The following is a 16996-nucleotide window of genomic DNA, read 5'->3' as shown; positions in this document are numbered from 1 at the left end:
CTAATTGTCCCATAACGGAACTCCATGACCAACTACAGCCTGCGCGCACGCATGATGATTCTGATCCTGGCCCCGACCGTCCTGATAGGTTTGTTGCTCAGTATCTTTTTTGTTGTGCATCGCTATAACGACTTGCAGCGTCAACTGGAAGATGCTGGTGCCAGCATCATAGAACCACTCGCGGTCTCCAGCGAATATGGCATGAACCTGCAAAACAGGGAATCCATCGGCCAGCTTATCAGCGTGCTGCATCGTCGCCATTCCGATATTGTGCGGGCAATTTCTGTTTATGACGAAAATAACCGACTGTTCGTCACCTCTAATTTTCATCTCGATCCGTCTGAAATGCAGTTGGCGACAGGTTCACCGTTTCCCCGTAAGCTAAGCGTCACCCGGCACGGGGATATCATGATCCTGCGTACCCCGATTATATCGGAAAGCTATTCACCAGATGAGTCCGCCGTAAGCGATGCGAAAAACACCAAAAATATGCTGGGGTATGTGGCGCTTGAGCTGGATCTTAAGTCCGTGCGATTGCAGCAGTACAAAGAGATCTTTATCTCCAGCGTAATGATGCTGTTTTGTATTGGTATTGCGTTAATTTTTGGCTGGCGTCTGATGCGAGACGTAACCGGCCCGATTCGCAATATGGTGAATACCGTTGACCGAATTCGTAGAGGACAGCTCGACAGCCGCGTGGAAGGTTTCATGCTGGGCGAGCTGGATATGCTCAAAAATGGTATCAACTCGATGGCGATGTCACTTGCGGCTTACCATGAAGAGATGCAGCACAACATCGATCAGGCCACCTCTGACCTGCGTGAAACGCTGGAGCAGATGGAAATCCAGAACGTCGAACTGGATCTGGCGAAGAAACGCGCCCAGGAAGCGGCGCGTATTAAGTCTGAGTTTCTGGCTAACATGTCGCACGAACTGCGAACACCGCTGAATGGCGTGATTGGCTTCACCCGTCTTACGCTAAAAACCGAGCTCAACACCACGCAGCGCGATCACCTGAATACCATTGAACGCTCGGCTAACAATCTGCTGGCTATCATCAATGATGTACTCGACTTCTCCAAACTTGAGGCGGGCAAGCTGATTCTGGAAAGCATTCCCTTCCCGCTGCGCAGCACGCTGGATGACGTCGTTACGCTGTTAGCGCATTCATCCCATGATAAAGGGCTTGAGCTGACGCTAAATATTAAGAATGACGTGCCGGACAACGTCATCGGCGATCCGCTGCGCTTACAGCAGGTAATCACTAATCTGGTTGGCAATGCCATCAAATTTACCGAAGGCGGCAATATCGACATTCTGGTCGAGAAGCGCGCCCTTAGTAACACGAAAGTGCAGATTGAAGTACAAATCCGCGATACCGGAATTGGTATTCCTGAGCGCGATCAGTCACGCTTGTTCCAGGCCTTCCGCCAGGCGGATGCCAGTATTTCCCGCCGCCACGGCGGTACCGGGCTGGGCCTGGTCATTACGCAAAAACTGGTCAACGAAATGGGCGGGGATATCTCCTTCCATAGTCAACCGAACCGGGGTTCCACGTTCTGGTTCCATATCAGCCTCGATCTTAACCCTAACGTTCTCGTTGACCGCTCAACCACGCTCTGCCTGGCCGGTAAACGACTGGCCTACGTCGAACCGAACGCCACTGCCGCACAGTGCACATTAGATATCTTGAGCGAAACGCCGTTGGAGGTGATTTACAGCCCTTCATTCTCCGGGCTGCCGAAGGATCACTACGATATTCTGCTGCTCGGCATTCCGGTTACTTTACGCGAACCGCTCACCATGCAGCATGAGCGGCTGGCAAACGCTGCGGCGATGACCGACTTTTTGTTACTGGCCCTGCCTTGCCATGCGCAGATTAACGCCGAGAAGTTAAAACAGGGCGGCGCGGCGGCATGTCTGTTGAAACCTCTCACCTCAACTCGCTTACTGCCTGCGCTGACAGAGTATTGTCAGGTGAATCACAGCGCGGATCCGCTGCTGTTAGACGATAGCAAAATTGCGATGACCGTTATGGCGGTAGACGACAACCCTGCGAACCTCAAGCTGATTGGCGCACTGTTGGAAGATAAGGTGCAGCACGTCGTGCTCTGCGACAGTGGGCATCAAGCGGTGGATCGCGCCAGACAAATGCAATTTGATCTGATCCTGATGGATATTCAGATGCCAGACATGGACGGCATTCGCGCTTGTGAACTAATCCACCAGCTTCCTCATCAACAGCAGACACCGGTCATTGCGGTCACCGCACACGCCATGGCCGGGCAGAAAGAGAAGTTGCTCAGCGCCGGGATGAACGATTACCTGGCGAAGCCTATCGAAGAAGATAAGCTGCATAATCTGCTGTTACGCTACAAACCTGGCGCAAGCACAGCGCTTAGGGCGATCGCCGTTGAACCTGTTGAGCCGGTAGTCAATCCGAATACCACACTCGACTGGCAGTTAGCATTAAGACAAGCCGCAGGTAAAAACGATCTGGCGCGGGATATGCTGCAAATGCTGCTCGATTTTCTGCCCGAAGTACGTAACAAAATTGAAGAACAGCTGGTCGGTGAAAACCCTGAAGGTCTGGTGGATATGATCCACAAGCTGCACGGCAGCTGCGGTTATAGCGGCGTTCCCCGCATGAAAAACCTGTGTCAGCTTATTGAGCAGCAATTACGTAGCGGGACCAAGGAAGAAGAGCTGGAGCCTGAGTTTTTAGAGCTTCTGGATGAAATGGACAACGTTGCGCGCGAAGCGAAGAAGTTGTTGGGGTAATATTCGCAGGAAGGCGGCGTGACCGCCTTATCCAACCTACAACTCAGCGTAATTGCTGCCCGGCTTTAAGCGTTGCGGCCACGTTTCTCGCCGTCATTCGTACGTTGTCGCTCGCGTTCTTTAGCGCCTCATCCAAGGTACAGATGGTATAGATGACGCTGAAAACCGCATCCAGCCCATGCTCGTGGACCACACCGACATCCGCCGTCAGGCTACCGGCAATGCCGATAACCGGTTTGTTGTAACGCTTTGCGACCTTCGCCACGCCAACCGGAACCTTACCGTGAATGGTCTGACTATCAATGCGCCCTTCACCCGTGACCACTAAATCCGCATCCGCAACGCAGGCGTCAAGGTGCAACGCATCCGTTACTATCTCAATACCGCAGCGCAACTGTGCGCCGCAAAACGCATATAGCGCCGCCCCCATACCACCAGCGGCGCCACCGCCGGCCAGATCCAGCACGTTGACGTCCAGATCGCGGGCAATGAGTTGCGCATAGTGCGTGAGTGCCCGATCCAGGCGGGTAATCATCTCCGGCGTCGCCCCTTTTTGCGGGCCAAAAACCGCAGAAGCGCCCTCTTCACCGGTCAACGGATTAGTCACGTCGCAAGCTACTTCAATACGACACGCAGCAAGTCGCTGGTCTAACTGAGAAATATCAATCCGAGCGAGCGATTCGAGGCCAGCCCCGCCATGGGCAATATCGTTATTTTGCGTATCCAGCAATTTTGCTCCCAGCGCTTGCACCATCCCGGCACCGCCATCATTGGTGGCGCTTCCGCCAATTCCAATGATGATATGCTCAACGCCAGCGTCCAACGCATGACGGATTAACTCCCCGGTTCCCCAGGATGTCGTTTTCAGCGGATCGCGTAACCCCGCAGGAACCTGTTCCAGTCCGCTGGCAGCCGCCATTTCGATAAACGCCGAGCGCTCATCACCGGATAAACCATAAAATGCCTGAATTGTGTTGCCCAAAGGGCCGGTAACATCAACATGCACAAGGTGACCTTGCGTTGCGGCAACCATCGCTTCGACCGTTCCTTCACCGCCATCTGCAACCGGAATCTTCACGTAATCCGCATCAGGCCAGATCTCACGAAACCCCTGCTCAATAGCCGTTGCCACTTCAAGCGCACTCAAACTTTCCTTATAGGAATCCGGTGCGATTACTATTTTCATAAAGCATCCTTACGCATGTTGACTGTGTTAAGCATATACCAGGATAAAAACCGCCCCTTAATGGGAGCGGTCCCAGCTCGCTTAGCGTACCATGCACGGACGCTTATTATCAAACGTCCAGTTCGGGATCAGATACTGCATTCCCATCGCATCATCACGCGCCCCCAATCCATGTTGCTGGTACAGCTCATGCGCTTTCATGACCTGATCCATATCCAGCTCCACGCCCAGACCCGGTTTTGCCGGAACCTGCACCATGCCGCCTTTGATTTCAAATGGCTCTTTGGTCAGGCGTTGATTGCCTTCCTGCCAGATCCAGTGGGTGTCAATCGCGGTAATTTTGCCCGGAGCCGCTGCCGCGACATGCGTAAACATCGCCAGCGAAATATCAAAGTGGTTGTTAGAGTGCGATCCCCAGGTCAACCCAAACTCATGGCACATTTGCGCCACGCGGACAGAACCCTGCATGGTCCAGAAGTGTGGGTCCGCCAGTGGGATATCCACGGACTGCAACGACAGCGTATGCCCCATCTGACGCCAGTCGGTGGCGATCATGTTGGTGGCGGTCGGCAGACCGGTGGCGCGGCGGAATTCCGCCATCACTTCACGACCAGAGAAGCCCTGCTCGGCGCCACACGGATCTTCCGCATAGGCCAGAGAACCCTTCAGATATTTGCCGATCTTAATCGCTTCGTTTAGGGACCACGCGCCGTTCGGATCCAGCGTGACGCGGGCCTGCGGGAAACGCTTCGCCAGCGCAACGATAGATTCCGCTTCCTCTTCCCCGGCCAGCACGCCGCCTTTCAGTTTAAAGTCGTTGAAACCATACTTCTCATACGCAGCTTCCGCCAGGCGCACTACCGCATCCGGGGTCATCGCCTCTTCATGACGCAGACGATACCAGTCGCACTTCTCATCCGGCTGACTCTGGTACGGCAGCGGCGTTGCCTTACGGTTACCGACAAAGAACAGGTAACCCAACATTTCAACTTCGCTACGCTGCTGTCCATCACCCAGCAGAGAGGCGACGTTTACGCCCAGATGCTGACCTAACAGATCCAACATGGCCGCTTCGATCCCAGTAACCACATGAATAGTGGTACGTAAATCAAACGTCTGCAAACCGCGACCGCCCGCATCACGATCGGCAAAAGTATTGCGTACCGCATTCAGCACGTTTTTGTATTCACCTAACGTTTTGCCTACCACCAGCGGGATCGCATCTTCCAGCGTTTTGCGGATTTTTTCTCCGCCGGGAATTTCACCCACGCCGGTATGACCGGAGTTATCTTTAATAATCACAATATTGCGCGTGAAGAATGGAGCATGTGCGCCGCTCAGGTTCATCAGCATACTGTCATGACCCGCAACCGGAATAACCTGCATAGAGGTAACCAATGGGGTAGAAAATTGTGCGCTCATAATTAAGTCCTTATTCAAAATTAGTGGCGGCCGAAAACGGGACGTTTACGGTCAAAAGTCCATCCGGGGATCAGATACTGCATTGGGCCTGCGTCATTACGCGCGCCGCCGGGCAGTCTCTTGTAGGCTTCATGAGCCTTGTTAACCTGATCCCAGTCCAGCTCTACGCCCAGTCCAGGCGCGTCAGGAACAGCAATTTTCCCGTTCTTAATCTCCAGCGGATTTTTGGTCAGACGGCAATCGCCCTCCTGCCAGATCCAGTGGGTGTCGATAGCCGTCGGGTTGCCCGGCGCAGCGGCGCCAACGTGGGTGAACATCGCCAGCGAAATATCAAAATGATTGTTAGAATGGCAGCCCCAGGTCAGGCCCCAGTCATCGCATAACTGTGCCACGCGTACCGCGCCGGAAAGGGTCCAGAAGTGCGGATCGGCCAGCGGAATATCTACTGAGTTCAGCATCACCGCATGGCCCATTTCACGCCAGTTGGTGGCTATCATGTTGGTTGCTACCGGTAGACCGGTTGCACGGCGGAACTCGGCCATCACTTCGCGGCCAGAAAAACCCTGTTCAGCGCCGCATGGATCTTCGGCGTAGGTCAGAACATCGTTCAGCCCTTTACACAGGGAGATGGCTTCATCCAGCAACCAGGCACCGTTGGGATCAACCGTAATACGCGCATCCGGGAAGCATTTTTTCAGCGCACGAGCGGTGTCGATTTCCTGCTCGCCAGGCAGTACACCACCTTTGAGTTTGAAATCTTTAAAGCCGTAGCGATCCTGCGAAGCCTGAGCCAGACGTACCACCGCCTCACTGTTCATCGCTTGCTGGTGACGCAGGTGATACCACTCATGGTTTCCCGGCGTGCTTTCCAGATACGGTAAATCGGTCTTTGTGCGATCGCCCACGTAGAACAGATAGCCGAGTACGGTGACCGCATCACGCTGCTTGCCCGGCCCTAACAGTTCACAAACCGGCACGTTCAGCGCCTTGCCCAGCAGGTCGAGCAGCGCCGCTTCCAGCGCCGCCACCGCGTTTACCCGTAGCTCAAACGTCCAGGCGCCTTTGCCGAAGGTGTCAAAATCAGCGGCCTGGTTGCCTTTATGCACCTGCTGTACCACCTTATTCAGGCGCGCAACCTCCTGACCCAATACCATCGGGATAGCGTCAACCAGCGTCTGATAAATCACTTCGCCGCCCGGCGCTTCACCGACGCCGGTATTGCCGGCGTTATCGGTAAGAACCACAATATTGCGGGTGAAATATGCATTGTGCGCACCGCCAATATTGAGCAGCATGCTGTCATGACCGGCCACCGGGATGACCTTCATATCGGTAATAACGGGACTCGATTGTGTTGTCATCATCATTGTCCTGCGACAGGTTTCAGTTCGATACGTTTAATATCACCCACCAGTACCAGATAGCTCACCACCGCAATCAACGCATGCACCCCGACGTAAATCAACGCGCCGTTAAACGAGCCGGTGGTCCCTACGATGTAGCCGATAGCAATTGGCGTGACGATACCGGAGATATTGCCAAACATGTTGAACAAACCGCCGCTCAGACCGCTGATCTCTTTAGGTGCAGTATCAGCCATCACCGCCCATCCCAACGCACCGATACCTTTGCCGAAGAAGGCCAGCGCCATAAAGCCGATGATCATCCACTCCACGTTGACGTAGTTACAGAACACCATCACCATCGACAGCAGCATGCCGAGTACGATTGGCGTTTTACGGGCGATATTTAGCGAACCGGTACGGCGCATCAGCCAGTCGGAAATAATGCCGCCGAGCACGCCGCCGGCGAATCCGCAAATGGCCGGGACCGAAGCGACAAAACCAGCTTTCAAAATCGACATACCGCGAGCCTGCACCAGATAAACCGGGAACCAGGTGATAAAGAAGTAGGTCAGCGCGTTAATGCAGTATTGCCCGATGTAAATACCGATCATCATCCGTGAGCCCAGCAGCTGTTTGATTTGCCCCCACTTCACGCTGAACGGCACTTTAGCTTTGGCGGCCGCCTGATCCATATTGATCAGCGCCCCGCCTTCAGCAATGTACTCCAGCTCTTTTTGGTTTACGCCCGGGTGCTGGTTTGGTTCATGAATCACCTTCAGCCAGATAAAGCTGATAACAATCCCGAGGCCGCCCATAAAGAAGAACACATGCGACCAGCCCACTTCGTGGGTCAGCCACCCCATGATTGGCGCAAAAATAACGGTGGCAAAGTACTGCGCAGAGTTAAAGATTGCGACCGCCGTGCCCCTCTCCTGTGCCGGGAACCATGCCGCAACTATACGACTATTGCCGGGGAAGGAAGGTGCTTCAGCTAAACCGACAAGGAATCGCAACGTAAACAGCGCAACGATAATGCCGAAGCCGCTAAAGATATCGACGAAGCCCTGCAGCAGGGTAAACATGGACCAGATAAAGATGGACCAGAAATAAACACGTTTTGAACCGAAGCGGTCAAGCAACCAGCCGCCAGGGATCTGGCCGATAACATAGGCCCATGAGAAAGCGGAGAATACATAACCCATCCCTACCGCATCCAGACCAATGTCTTTGGCCATCTCCGAACCGGCAATGGATAAGGTGGCGCGATCGCCGTAGTTGAAGGATGTGACGATAAACAACATCACCACTATCCAGTAGCGAGCGTTAGTGCGTTTTTCAGCGCTGCTCGCCGCCTGACTTAATGAACTCATTGTTGCACTCCTGAATCTTGGCTTTCGCCAGTTCATTCTGTACAGCACCTGTAGGGTGATCAGAATGAGAGGTTAGTGTGTGGCAGTTTTGGTACAGCTCAGGGCCGTTTTATTCTGACTCGCTGCCTTTTCGGGAACTGACGGGAAAAGTATATGAAGGAGTGGCTCTTACCCTCACCGTGCATGAACACAACATTCGGGAGGCAGTAAGAAGTTGTTTGGGGCATAAGCCCAAAGCAGTGGAAGTTAGTTCACGTAATTGGGGTTTTATTGCCGGGTGGCGGCTTCGCCTGACCCGGCCTACGGTTCAAATGGGGGTTGTATGCCCGTACGGGCGAGAGATTATTTGAGCAAGGTTCCCCAGTTTTCTACCCAAGGGTTGGATTCGCTTTCCGGTTCAGGATGTTCGCTGGCGTCAATCAGCAACATTTCACCCACGCGCTGTGCGCTTTGCTCCTGCAACAGCGCATCAAACTGTTTGCCACCATTGCAGAAATTAACGTAGCTGCTGTCGCCCAGCGCAATGACTCCGTAATGCAGATTTGGCTGGAAACCGAGATTATCTTTGATCCCCTGAAACAGCGGCACAATGCTATCGGGCAGATCGCCCTGCCCGGTCGTTGAGGTCACCACCAGCACATATTTATCCTGATATACCTGCCAGTCGCTAAGCTCAGGATCTTCAAACACCGTGGCTTTATGACCCTGTGCCGTCAAAATGGCCTCGGCCTCTTCGGCAACCAGCAGCGCGTTTCCGTACATTGTGCCGACAAAAATTCCAATTTCCGCCATAACCGTAATCTCCTGGGACTTAAGAATCTATCTGCTCATCCTGACCTGACCGCTCGACGAACTCAACCCTTTCATTCTCAGGGAGAAGTCCACGCCAGCCAAATTGTGACAATGCCTGCATCCAGACGTCATCCAGCCCGGCGCGAATAACCAGAGGCTCACCGGTGAATGGATGCGTCAGCGCAAGCTGGCTGGCATGCAGCATTAATCGCTGACAACCGAAATGCTCTGCGGCGCTGCGGTTTTGCCGTAAATCACCGTGCTTGCTGTCGCCAATTATCGGATGGCGTAAGTGGGCCAGATGGCGCCTGAGCTGGTGCTTGCGACCGGTTTTAGGATCCAGCTCCACCAGTCCATAACGGGTGGTCGGATAACGCCCGGTCGCTACCGGCATTTCTACCGTTGCCAGGCCGCGATAATGGGTGACGGCAGGCTGCGGGCCTTTATCATCGCGGGCAAACTTATCGGCAATCTTATCCAGCTCTTCGACCAACGGGTAATCCAGCACGGCATCATCCATCAGCCAGCCACGCACAATCGCATGATAGCGTTTCTGAATTTGATGATGTTCAAACTGCTGAGACAACAAACGCCCGGCTTCGCTGGACAGTCCCATCAGCAGCACACCGGAGGTTGGTCTGTCGAGTCGATGGGCGGTAAAAACGTGCTGACCAATTTGGTCTCGCACCGTTTGCATCACCACCACTTTCTCATCCCGGTCGAGCCAACTGCGGTGAACCAACCAGCCCGAAGGTTTATTGACTGCAACCAGCCATTCGTCCTGATAAAGAATTTCCAGCATCAGGCGTTATCACTGGTAAACAGCGCATCCAGCTCCTGCAATGCCGCCAGGAGAATGTCGCGTTGCGGATGATCGGCTGCCAGCGCCATTTCGTAATACGGTGCAACGGCAAAAGCCTGCGGAAGCGGCTGCGCGTTATCGAGTAGCGTATGCATGCGGGGAATCAACACCCACTGCAGCCACTCAACCGGCTCCATGGTATCCATACAAAAAGGCTGCGTACTGGTAAACAGATGCTCTGCTGGCTCATCCATCCGCCAGTGATTATGTTCACGCAGTAGCGCTTCAAGTGCGTGTAACTGCTGGCGCACACGGTCATGAGTCGTCATGAAATAAACCTCAATGATGAAAAATCTGGCGCGAAGAATAGCACTAGTGGAGGGAAATAAAAAAAGGGAGCACTGTAAAAAAACAGTGCTCCCGGTTCGTTTCGCAGCATTCCAGCTACTTTTAGTGCTCCCTGCTCATCCGTGACAACTTTTCCTGTGGTCTTGCGACCTTGTTCATCCTGAACTTTTGCATCCTGCTCACATCACCCCGATGTGAAAACTTCATCCTGAAGTATCCTGGCCATCCTGACCCGCCGAACATCCTGACCGGCTCTCATTCTCCGTCCTGGAGGTGTCCTTTAACGCATCCAGCGTCTTCCTCTTTGCTTCGTCCTGAAGCCTGTCCTTGCAACACCGTCCTGGTGTATCCAGGTGAAGAGCCATCATCCTGATGTTCTCTTCGTTGTGCGACTCCTTGTCGACAGATATAGAATCGCCTGTTTCGCTTTGTCTTACAAGATGCTTACAGGCTTACCCTTACGATTATTTTCGTATGAAAGTTGACAATAAAAGACTAACCAATTGAATAATAATAAATTATTATTTTATTAATTCATTAAGTCTTTACTTATCACCTGGCAATGTCCTACAGGGTTTGTAAGAGATCTCTCACAAGATTCAGGGCAAACAGGATTACAGAACTGGCTTAAGTTGAGTGAGGAATTCCGCAAGTGAGGCCGCCAGCACCGTTCGTTTACGGGTTCCCAGCGTTTCTTTGCACACTTCACCGGACAGATTGCACACCGAAATGACGTCAAGCTCATTATCTTGTGTGGCAATAAAAAGCGTAGGCGAAAGCTTAAGTCGCTTTTGCGTAACCAAGTGACCAATCAGGTTTTCCTGAACGCGCCTGAAGTCATCTTCACTCCAGGTCTGCAGCAGCGTCAGCTTTTCATCCGCAAACTGCGCGTGCATATCCCCGGCAAACTGGGTGGTGTAAAAAGCGTGAGCGGCAGGTTGTACCACAATATCAAAGGCCCGTTCAACCGCATTGAGGTTTTTTTCGCCGACAAAAGGTTGAGGCTGCCAAAATACCGCATCGTCTGTGGAAGAAATGATGCACGGAGAAGGTACGCCATACAGCTCTTCACTGAGTGGCCAACTGTTGTTTTTTTCATGCCATGCGTCGCAATAACGCGTCGTAAAGGCTACCAACGCCTGCGCTGTCAATTCGTCCACTGATTTCTCTCTTCACAAAAGCCAGGATACACTTGTCGCATAGTGTATCTGGTTTATGACGGTGAAACATGTCCTCTTATGAAAATCATCAGGCGCTTGACGGCCTGACTCTAGGTAAATCAACGGATTACCGAGACAATTACGATGCAAGTCTGTTGCAGGGCGTTCCGCGCAGCCTAAACCGCGATCCGCTGGATTTAAAGGCCGATACCCTGCCTTTTCACGGTGCAGATATCTGGACGCTGTATGAACTGTCGTGGCTGAATACCAACGGCTTACCCCAGGTCGCAGTCGGTCACGTGGAACTGGATTACACCAGCGTAAATCTGATTGAATCGAAAAGCTTTAAGCTTTACCTGAACAGTTTTAATCAGACGCGTTTTGATTCCTGGGATGCGGTACGTCAGACACTGGAAAACGATCTTCGCGCCTGCGCTCAGGGCGATGTCAGCGTGGCGCTGTACCGCCTTGACGAACTGGAAGGGCAGCCGATAGCCCACTTTAACGGCACCTGTATCGACAATCAGGATATCGTCATCGATAACTACCAGTTCAGCACTGCGTATCTGGAAAATGCCGTGAGCGGTGAAAAGGCAGTGGAAGAGACACTGGTCAGCCATCTACTGAAATCCAACTGTCTGATTACCCATCAGCCCGACTGGGGCTCCATACAAATTCAGTATCGCGGACGGAAAATCGACAGGGAGAAGCTGCTGCGTTATCTGGTCTCCTTCCGCCACCATAATGAGTTTCACGAGCAGTGTGTGGAACGCATTTTCAATGACATTCTGCGCTTCTGCCAGCCGGAGAAACTGAGCGTTTACGCACGCTACACGCGACGTGGTGGCCTGGACATTAACCCATGGCGCACCAACACCGATTTCACTCCGGCAACCGGTCGTCTGGTGCGTCAGTAATCTTTTTTCTCAATTTTGCGTGTCGGATTCCGCGCACAAGGTTGTGAAAGGTCATAAGCCAGGGCTATTGTAATCACAGGGAATGACGTGTTGCGTCCCATAAGGAGTTTACTTGATTACACATATTAGCCCGCTTGGCTCAATGGACATGTTGTCGCAGCTGGAAGTCGATATGCTTAAACGCACGGCCAGCAGCGACCTGTATCAACTGTTTCGTAACTGTTCGCTTGCCGTTCTGAACTCCGGCAGTTTGACCGACAACAGTAAAGAACTGCTGTCACGCTTTGAAAGTTTCGATATTAACGTACTGCGCCGCGAACGGGGCGTGAAGCTGGAACTGATCAACCCACCTGAAGATGCGTTTGTTGATGGACGCATTATTCGTGCGCTACAGGCTAACCTGTTTGCCGTGCTGCGCGACATTCTGTTCGTCAATGGCCAGATCCATAACGCCGGTCGTTTTCAGCATCTGGATCTCGAAAGCTCGGTCCATATCACCAACCTGGTATTCTCGATCCTGCGTAATGCCCGGGCGCTGCACGTCGGTGAAGCGCCGAACATGGTCGTCTGTTGGGGCGGTCACTCAATCAACGAAAATGAGTACCTGTACGCTCGTCGCGTCGGCACCCAGTTGGGCCTGCGCGAACTGAACATCTGTACCGGCTGCGGTCCAGGGGCGATGGAAGCGCCAATGAAAGGCGCTGCGGTAGGCCACGCCCAGCAGCGATACAAAGACAGCCGCTTTATTGGCATGACCGAACCGTCAATCATCGCCGCTGAACCGCCTAACCCGCTGGTAAACGAACTGATCATCATGCCGGACATTGAAAAACGTCTGGAAGCGTTCGTGCGTATCGCCCACGGTATTATCATCTTCCCGGGTGGCGTAGGGACAGCGGAAGAGCTGCTGTATCTGCTGGGGATCCTGATGAATCCGGCCAACAAAGATCAGGTTCTACCACTGATCCTGACCGGACCAAAAGAGAGTGCGGATTACTTCCGCGTACTGGACGAATTTATCGTGCACACGCTGGGGGAAGATGCGCGTCGCCACTATCGCATTATCATTGACGATGCAGCGGAAGTGGCGCGTCTGATGAAAAAAGCGATGCCGCTGGTGAAAGAAAACCGTCGCGACACAGGTGATGCTTACAGCTTTAACTGGTCGATTCGTATCGCGCCCGATCTGCAGATGCCGTTCGAACCGTCCCATGAAAACATGGCCAACCTGAAGCTGTACCCGGATCAACCCGTTGAAGTACTGGCGGCCGATCTACGTCGCGCATTCTCCGGTATTGTGGCTGGTAACGTGAAGGAAGTCGGCATCCGCGCTATTGAAGAGTTTGGCCCGTACAAAATCCACGGTGACCGCGAAATGATGCGCCGCATGGACGATCTCCTGCAGGGCTTTGTTGCACAACATCGTATGAAGTTACCGGGCACTGCGTATATCCCTTGTTACGAGATCTGCGCCTAACCTTCTACACCCGCTAGCAGCACTATAGCGATGACAGTTTTGTCCATATCAAAGCCGGGTTTGGCGCATTTGCCTCCCGGTTTTTTTAGTGATACCAGTCACATAGCTCTGACAATCACATAAATACCAGTGATGATTCATTAAAAACAGCGTGCCACGCAAACGATTACCTTGAAAAACCAACCGTGATTTATCTTAGTAAATTATTATTAGTCGCCGAAATCATCTAAAAACAACAGTTTTTACAGCTGAACACGCCTATCTTCGCGCCTTCGCTTTCATGAGATATGTCGTTAATGTTAGCCTTCGCGCCCGTAAATTCGCTTTGACTATTTTTTAACAGATTAATGGCCCAAATTTATCCACATAAAAGGTGGATTATTGCATTTGGGATCCCGATCACTGATACATTCATTACTAAAATGTATCTTTCCGCCCGAAAATTATTACGGCGAAAAATTATATAAAAATCGCTCAACGAATTTCGATTTACAGCCGGGTACTTTCTCATTGGATTGACCTCAAACCCGGCTTTTTAAGCTTCCTCCAGGAGAAATAGATGGAAAACACTCAAACCAGCACTATCGTTACGGGCCAGACCCGCAGCGCATGGCGCAAGACAGACACCATGTGGATGCTGGGCCTTTACGGCACGGCGATTGGCGCGGGTGTATTGTTCCTGCCGATCAACGCAGGCGTAGGCGGTATGATCCCGCTGATCATCATGGCAATCCTTGCCTTCCCAATGACCTTCTTTGCACACCGCGGTCTGACTCGCTTTGTGCTGTCCGGTAAAAATCCGGGTGAAGACATCACCGAAGTTGTAGAAGAACACTTCGGCGTTGGCGCAGGTAAACTGATTACCCTGCTCTACTTCTTCGCTATCTACCCGATTCTGTTGGTTTACAGCGTAGCAATCACCAATACCGTTGAAAGCTTCCTGACCCATCAGCTGGCGATTACTCCTCCGCCGCGTGCAATCCTGTCTCTGATCCTGATTGTCGGCATGATGACCATCGTGCGCTTCGGTGAGCAGATGATCGTTAAGGCGATGAGCATCCTGGTATTCCCGTTCGTTGCGGCTCTGATGCTGCTGGCGCTGTATCTGATCCCTCAGTGGAGCGGTGCGATTCTGGAAACCATGTCTTTTGACTCTGCGGCAACCACCGGGAACGGCCTGCTGTTGACCCTGTGGCTGGCGATTCCGGTAATGGTGTTCTCCTTCAACCACTCCCCGATCATCTCCTCCTTCGCCGTGGCGAAGCGTGAAGAGTACGGTGATGAAGCTGAGAAGAAATGCTCCAAGATTCTGGCATTCGCTCACATCATGATGGTACTGACCGTTATGTTCTTCGTCTTCAGCTGTGTATTCAGCCTGACCCCGGCGGACCTGGCAGCAGCAAAAGAGCAGAACATCTCGATTCTGTCTTACCTGGCGAACCACTTTAACGCGCCGATTATTGCCTGGATGGCACCGATCATCGCGATTATCGCTATCACCAAATCCTTCCTCGGCCACTACCTGGGCGCACGTGAAGGCTTCAACGGGATGGTGATTAAGTCTCTGCGCGGCAAAGGCAAATCCATCGAAATCAACAAACTGAACAAAATCACTGCACTGTTCATGCTGGTAACCACCTGGATTGTGGCGACACTGAACCCGAGCATCCTCGGTATGATTGAGACCCTGGGTGGCCCAATCATCGCGATGATTCTGTTCCTGATGCCGATGTATGCCATCCAGAAAGTACCGGCAATGCGTAAGTACAGCGGCCATATCAGCAACGTCTTCGTTGTGATTATGGGCCTGATCGCTATCTCCGCTATTTTCTACTCTCTGTTCAGTTAATTCCCCTGCGCCGCTCTTCGGGGCGGCGCATCTCGATACACAATGGACGCCTCATGATTAGCGTATTCGATATTTTCAAAATCGGCATTGGCCCTTCCAGCTCCCACACTGTTGGCCCGATGAAAGCAGGCAAACAATTCACGGATGACCTGATTGCACGCGGAATTCTCACTGACGTAACCCGCGTAGTGGTTGATGTCTATGGCTCCTTGTCTCTGACGGGGAAAGGTCACCATACCGACATCGCGATTATTATGGGCCTGGCGGGTAATCTGCCGGATACCGTAGACATTGATGCCATCCCTTCCTTTATCCAGGATGTGAATACTCATGGGCGTTTGCTGCTGGCAGACGGTCAACATGAGGTCGAGTTCCCGGTCGACAAGTGCATGAATTTCCATGCGGACAATTTGTCCCTGCACGAAAACGGGATGCGTATTACCGCACTGGCGGGCGAAAAAGCCATTTACAGCCAGACTTACTATTCCATTGGCGGTGGGTTCATCGTTGATGAAGAACATTTTGGTTTACCGAACAACTCTCCGGTAAACGTGCCGTATCCGTATAAATCCGCAGCTGATTTGCAACGTCATTGCCAGGAAACCGGCCTGTCACTTTCCGGTCTGATGATGCAAAACGAACTGGCCCTGCACAGTAAAGAAGAGCTGGAACAGCACTTTGCTAACGTCTGGGAAGTGATGCGTAGCGGGATTGAGCGCGGCATCACCACCGAAGGTGTATTGCCGGGCAAACTGCGCGTTCCGCGTCGTGCTGCTGCGCTGCGTCGCATGCTGGTCAGCAGCGACAAAACCACCACTGACCCGATGGCGGTTGTTGACTGGATCAACATGTTCGCGCTGGCCGTGAACGAAGAAAACGCTGCTGGTGGACGTGTGGTTACCGCGCCAACCAACGGTGCATGCGGGATTGTTCCTGCCGTACTGGCGTATTACGACAAGTTTATCCGTGAAGTGAACGCTAACTCTCTGGCACGCTATATGTTGGTCGCGAGCGCCATTGGTTCACTGTATAAGATGAACGCCTCTATCTCTGGTGCCGAAGTCGGCTGTCAGGGTGAAGTTGGCGTGGCCTGCTCCATGGCAGCGGCTGGTCTGGCTGAACTGCTGGGTGGTAGTCCAATGCAGGTGTGCATCGCAGCGGAAATCGGTATGGAACATAACCTGGGTCTGACCTGCGATCCGGTTGCCGGCCAGGTACAAGTACCGTGCATTGAACGTAACGCGATCGCGTCCGTGAAAGCGGTGAACGCCGCACGTATGGCGCTGCGCCGTACCAGTGAGCCACGCGTGTGCCTCGATAAAGTTATCGAGACCATGTACGAAACCGGTAAAGACATGAATGCCAAATACCGCGAAACATCTCGCGGCGGTTTGGCAATGAAAATTGTCACCTGCGATTAAGTCCCCCCCCATTGCCGGATGGCGCAAGCTTATCCGGCCTACAGTGCCGTATTCATTTGTAGGCCGGATAAGGCTTCAGCCGCCATCCGGCAAAATGTTGTATCAGATCTTCGCCTCCACTCGCC

General features: G+C 52.8%; 13 protein-coding genes. 5 read left to right on the top strand and 8 right to left on the bottom strand.

All coding sequences use genetic code 11. From position 1 onward, the window contains the following. Positions 1–24 precede the first annotated feature (24 nt). Positions 25–2781, top strand: coding sequence for a two-component sensor histidine kinase BarA (barA, locus tag OGV57_RS11040; protein WP_003840349.1), 2757 nt, complete (start codon positions 25–27; stop codon positions 2779–2781). Positions 2782–2824: 43 nt separating this feature from the next. Here the strand turns inward: barA and OGV57_RS11035 are convergent, their stop codons facing one another. The 8 genes from OGV57_RS11035 to syd form a co-directional block, all read right to left on the bottom strand. After that, the gene (locus OGV57_RS11035; protein ID WP_048218511.1) at positions 2825–3967 is read right to left on the bottom strand and encodes a glycerate kinase; all 1143 of its coding nucleotides are present in this window, start codon (positions 3965–3967) and stop codon (positions 2825–2827) included. An 81-nt stretch (positions 3968–4048) separates the two neighbouring features. After that, a complete protein-coding gene (gudD, locus tag OGV57_RS11030; protein ID WP_003034111.1) occupies positions 4049–5389 on the bottom strand; it encodes a glucarate dehydratase in 1341 nt (446 codons plus the stop codon). 20 nt (positions 5390–5409) lie between these two features. After that, the gene (locus tag OGV57_RS11025; protein WP_003846538.1) at positions 5410–6750 is read right to left on the bottom strand and encodes an enolase C-terminal domain-like protein; all 1341 of its coding nucleotides are present in this window, start codon (positions 6748–6750) and stop codon (positions 5410–5412) included. Positions 6751–6752: 2 nt separating this feature from the next. Beyond that, positions 6753–8105, bottom strand: a complete 1353-nt coding sequence (gene gudP / locus OGV57_RS11020; RefSeq protein ID WP_003034105.1) for a galactarate/glucarate/glycerate transporter GudP — start codon at positions 8103–8105, stop codon at positions 6753–6755. Between the two features lie 342 nt (positions 8106–8447). Further along, positions 8448–8897, bottom strand: coding sequence for a flavodoxin (locus tag OGV57_RS11015; protein ID WP_003846536.1), 450 nt, complete (start codon positions 8895–8897; stop codon positions 8448–8450). Positions 8898–8916: 19 nt separating this feature from the next. Then, positions 8917–9699: a tRNA pseudouridine(65) synthase TruC gene (gene truC / locus OGV57_RS11010; RefSeq protein ID WP_016150914.1), complete on the bottom strand. Its 783-nt coding sequence runs from the start codon at positions 9697–9699 to the stop codon at positions 8917–8919. After that, positions 9699–10028: a YqcC family protein gene (locus OGV57_RS11005; RefSeq protein WP_003034091.1), complete on the bottom strand. Its 330-nt coding sequence runs from the start codon at positions 10026–10028 to the stop codon at positions 9699–9701. The genes truC and OGV57_RS11005 overlap by 1 nt, the downstream gene beginning before the upstream one ends. Before the next feature lie 633 nt (positions 10029–10661). Next, entirely contained in the window at positions 10662–11207 is a 546-nt protein-coding gene (gene syd / locus OGV57_RS11000; RefSeq protein WP_003840362.1) for a SecY-interacting protein, read from the bottom strand. Positions 11208–11275: 68 nt separating this feature from the next. Here syd and queF point away from each other — a divergent pair, with 68 nt between their 5' ends. The 4 genes from queF (at position 11276) to OGV57_RS10980 (ending at position 16871) form a co-directional block, all read left to right on the top strand. Beyond that, positions 11276–12124, top strand: coding sequence for an NADPH-dependent 7-cyano-7-deazaguanine reductase QueF (queF, locus tag OGV57_RS10995; RefSeq protein WP_003034084.1), 849 nt, complete (start codon positions 11276–11278; stop codon positions 12122–12124). A 112-nt stretch (positions 12125–12236) separates the two neighbouring features. Beyond that, positions 12237–13601, top strand: coding sequence for a nucleotide 5'-monophosphate nucleosidase PpnN (ppnN, locus tag OGV57_RS10990; protein ID WP_003034076.1), 1365 nt, complete (start codon positions 12237–12239; stop codon positions 13599–13601). Positions 13602–14160: 559 nt separating this feature from the next. After that, a complete protein-coding gene (locus tag OGV57_RS10985; RefSeq protein WP_003034073.1) occupies positions 14161–15450 on the top strand; it encodes an HAAAP family serine/threonine permease in 1290 nt (429 codons plus the stop codon). Positions 15451–15503: 53 nt separating this feature from the next. Beyond that, positions 15504–16871, top strand: a complete 1368-nt coding sequence (locus tag OGV57_RS10980; RefSeq protein ID WP_003034070.1) for an L-serine ammonia-lyase — start codon at positions 15504–15506, stop codon at positions 16869–16871. Positions 16872–16996 lie beyond the last annotated feature (125 nt).

It is taken from the genome of Citrobacter sp. Cf087 (genome assembly GCF_030334285.1).
Lineage (GTDB): Bacteria > Pseudomonadota > Gammaproteobacteria > Enterobacterales > Enterobacteriaceae > Citrobacter > Citrobacter freundii.
The sequence above is the reverse complement of the archived record's forward strand: the minus strand, read 5'-3'. Positions and strand labels throughout refer to the sequence as shown.

What these genes read in the sequence shown, in the direction of transcription:
- barA (WP_003840349.1), top strand. Translation starts at nt 25, where the DNA reads ATGACCAACTACAGCCTGCGCGCACGCATGATGATTCTGATCCTGGCC.
- OGV57_RS11035 (WP_048218511.1), bottom strand. Translation starts at nt 3,967, where the DNA reads ATGAAAATAGTAATCGCACCGGATTCCTATAAGGAAAGTTTGAGTGCG.
- gudD (WP_003034111.1), bottom strand. Translation starts at nt 5,389, where the DNA reads ATGAGCGCACAATTTTCTACCCCATTGGTTACCTCTATGCAGGTTATT.
- OGV57_RS11025 (WP_003846538.1), bottom strand. Translation starts at nt 6,750, where the DNA reads ATGACAACACAATCGAGTCCCGTTATTACCGATATGAAGGTCATCCCG.
- gudP (WP_003034105.1), bottom strand. Translation starts at nt 8,105, where the DNA reads ATGAGTTCATTAAGTCAGGCGGCGAGCAGCGCTGAAAAACGCACTAAC.
- OGV57_RS11015 (WP_003846536.1), bottom strand. Translation starts at nt 8,897, where the DNA reads ATGGCGGAAATTGGAATTTTTGTCGGCACAATGTACGGAAACGCGCTG.
- truC (WP_016150914.1), bottom strand. Translation starts at nt 9,699, where the DNA reads ATGCTGGAAATTCTTTATCAGGACGAATGGCTGGTTGCAGTCAATAAA.
- OGV57_RS11005 (WP_003034091.1), bottom strand. Translation starts at nt 10,028, where the DNA reads ATGACGACTCATGACCGTGTGCGCCAGCAGTTACACGCACTTGAAGCG.
- queF (WP_003034084.1), top strand. Translation starts at nt 11,276, where the DNA reads ATGTCCTCTTATGAAAATCATCAGGCGCTTGACGGCCTGACTCTAGGT.
- OGV57_RS10985 (WP_003034073.1), top strand. Translation starts at nt 14,161, where the DNA reads ATGGAAAACACTCAAACCAGCACTATCGTTACGGGCCAGACCCGCAGC.
- OGV57_RS10980 (WP_003034070.1), top strand. Translation starts at nt 15,504, where the DNA reads ATGATTAGCGTATTCGATATTTTCAAAATCGGCATTGGCCCTTCCAGC.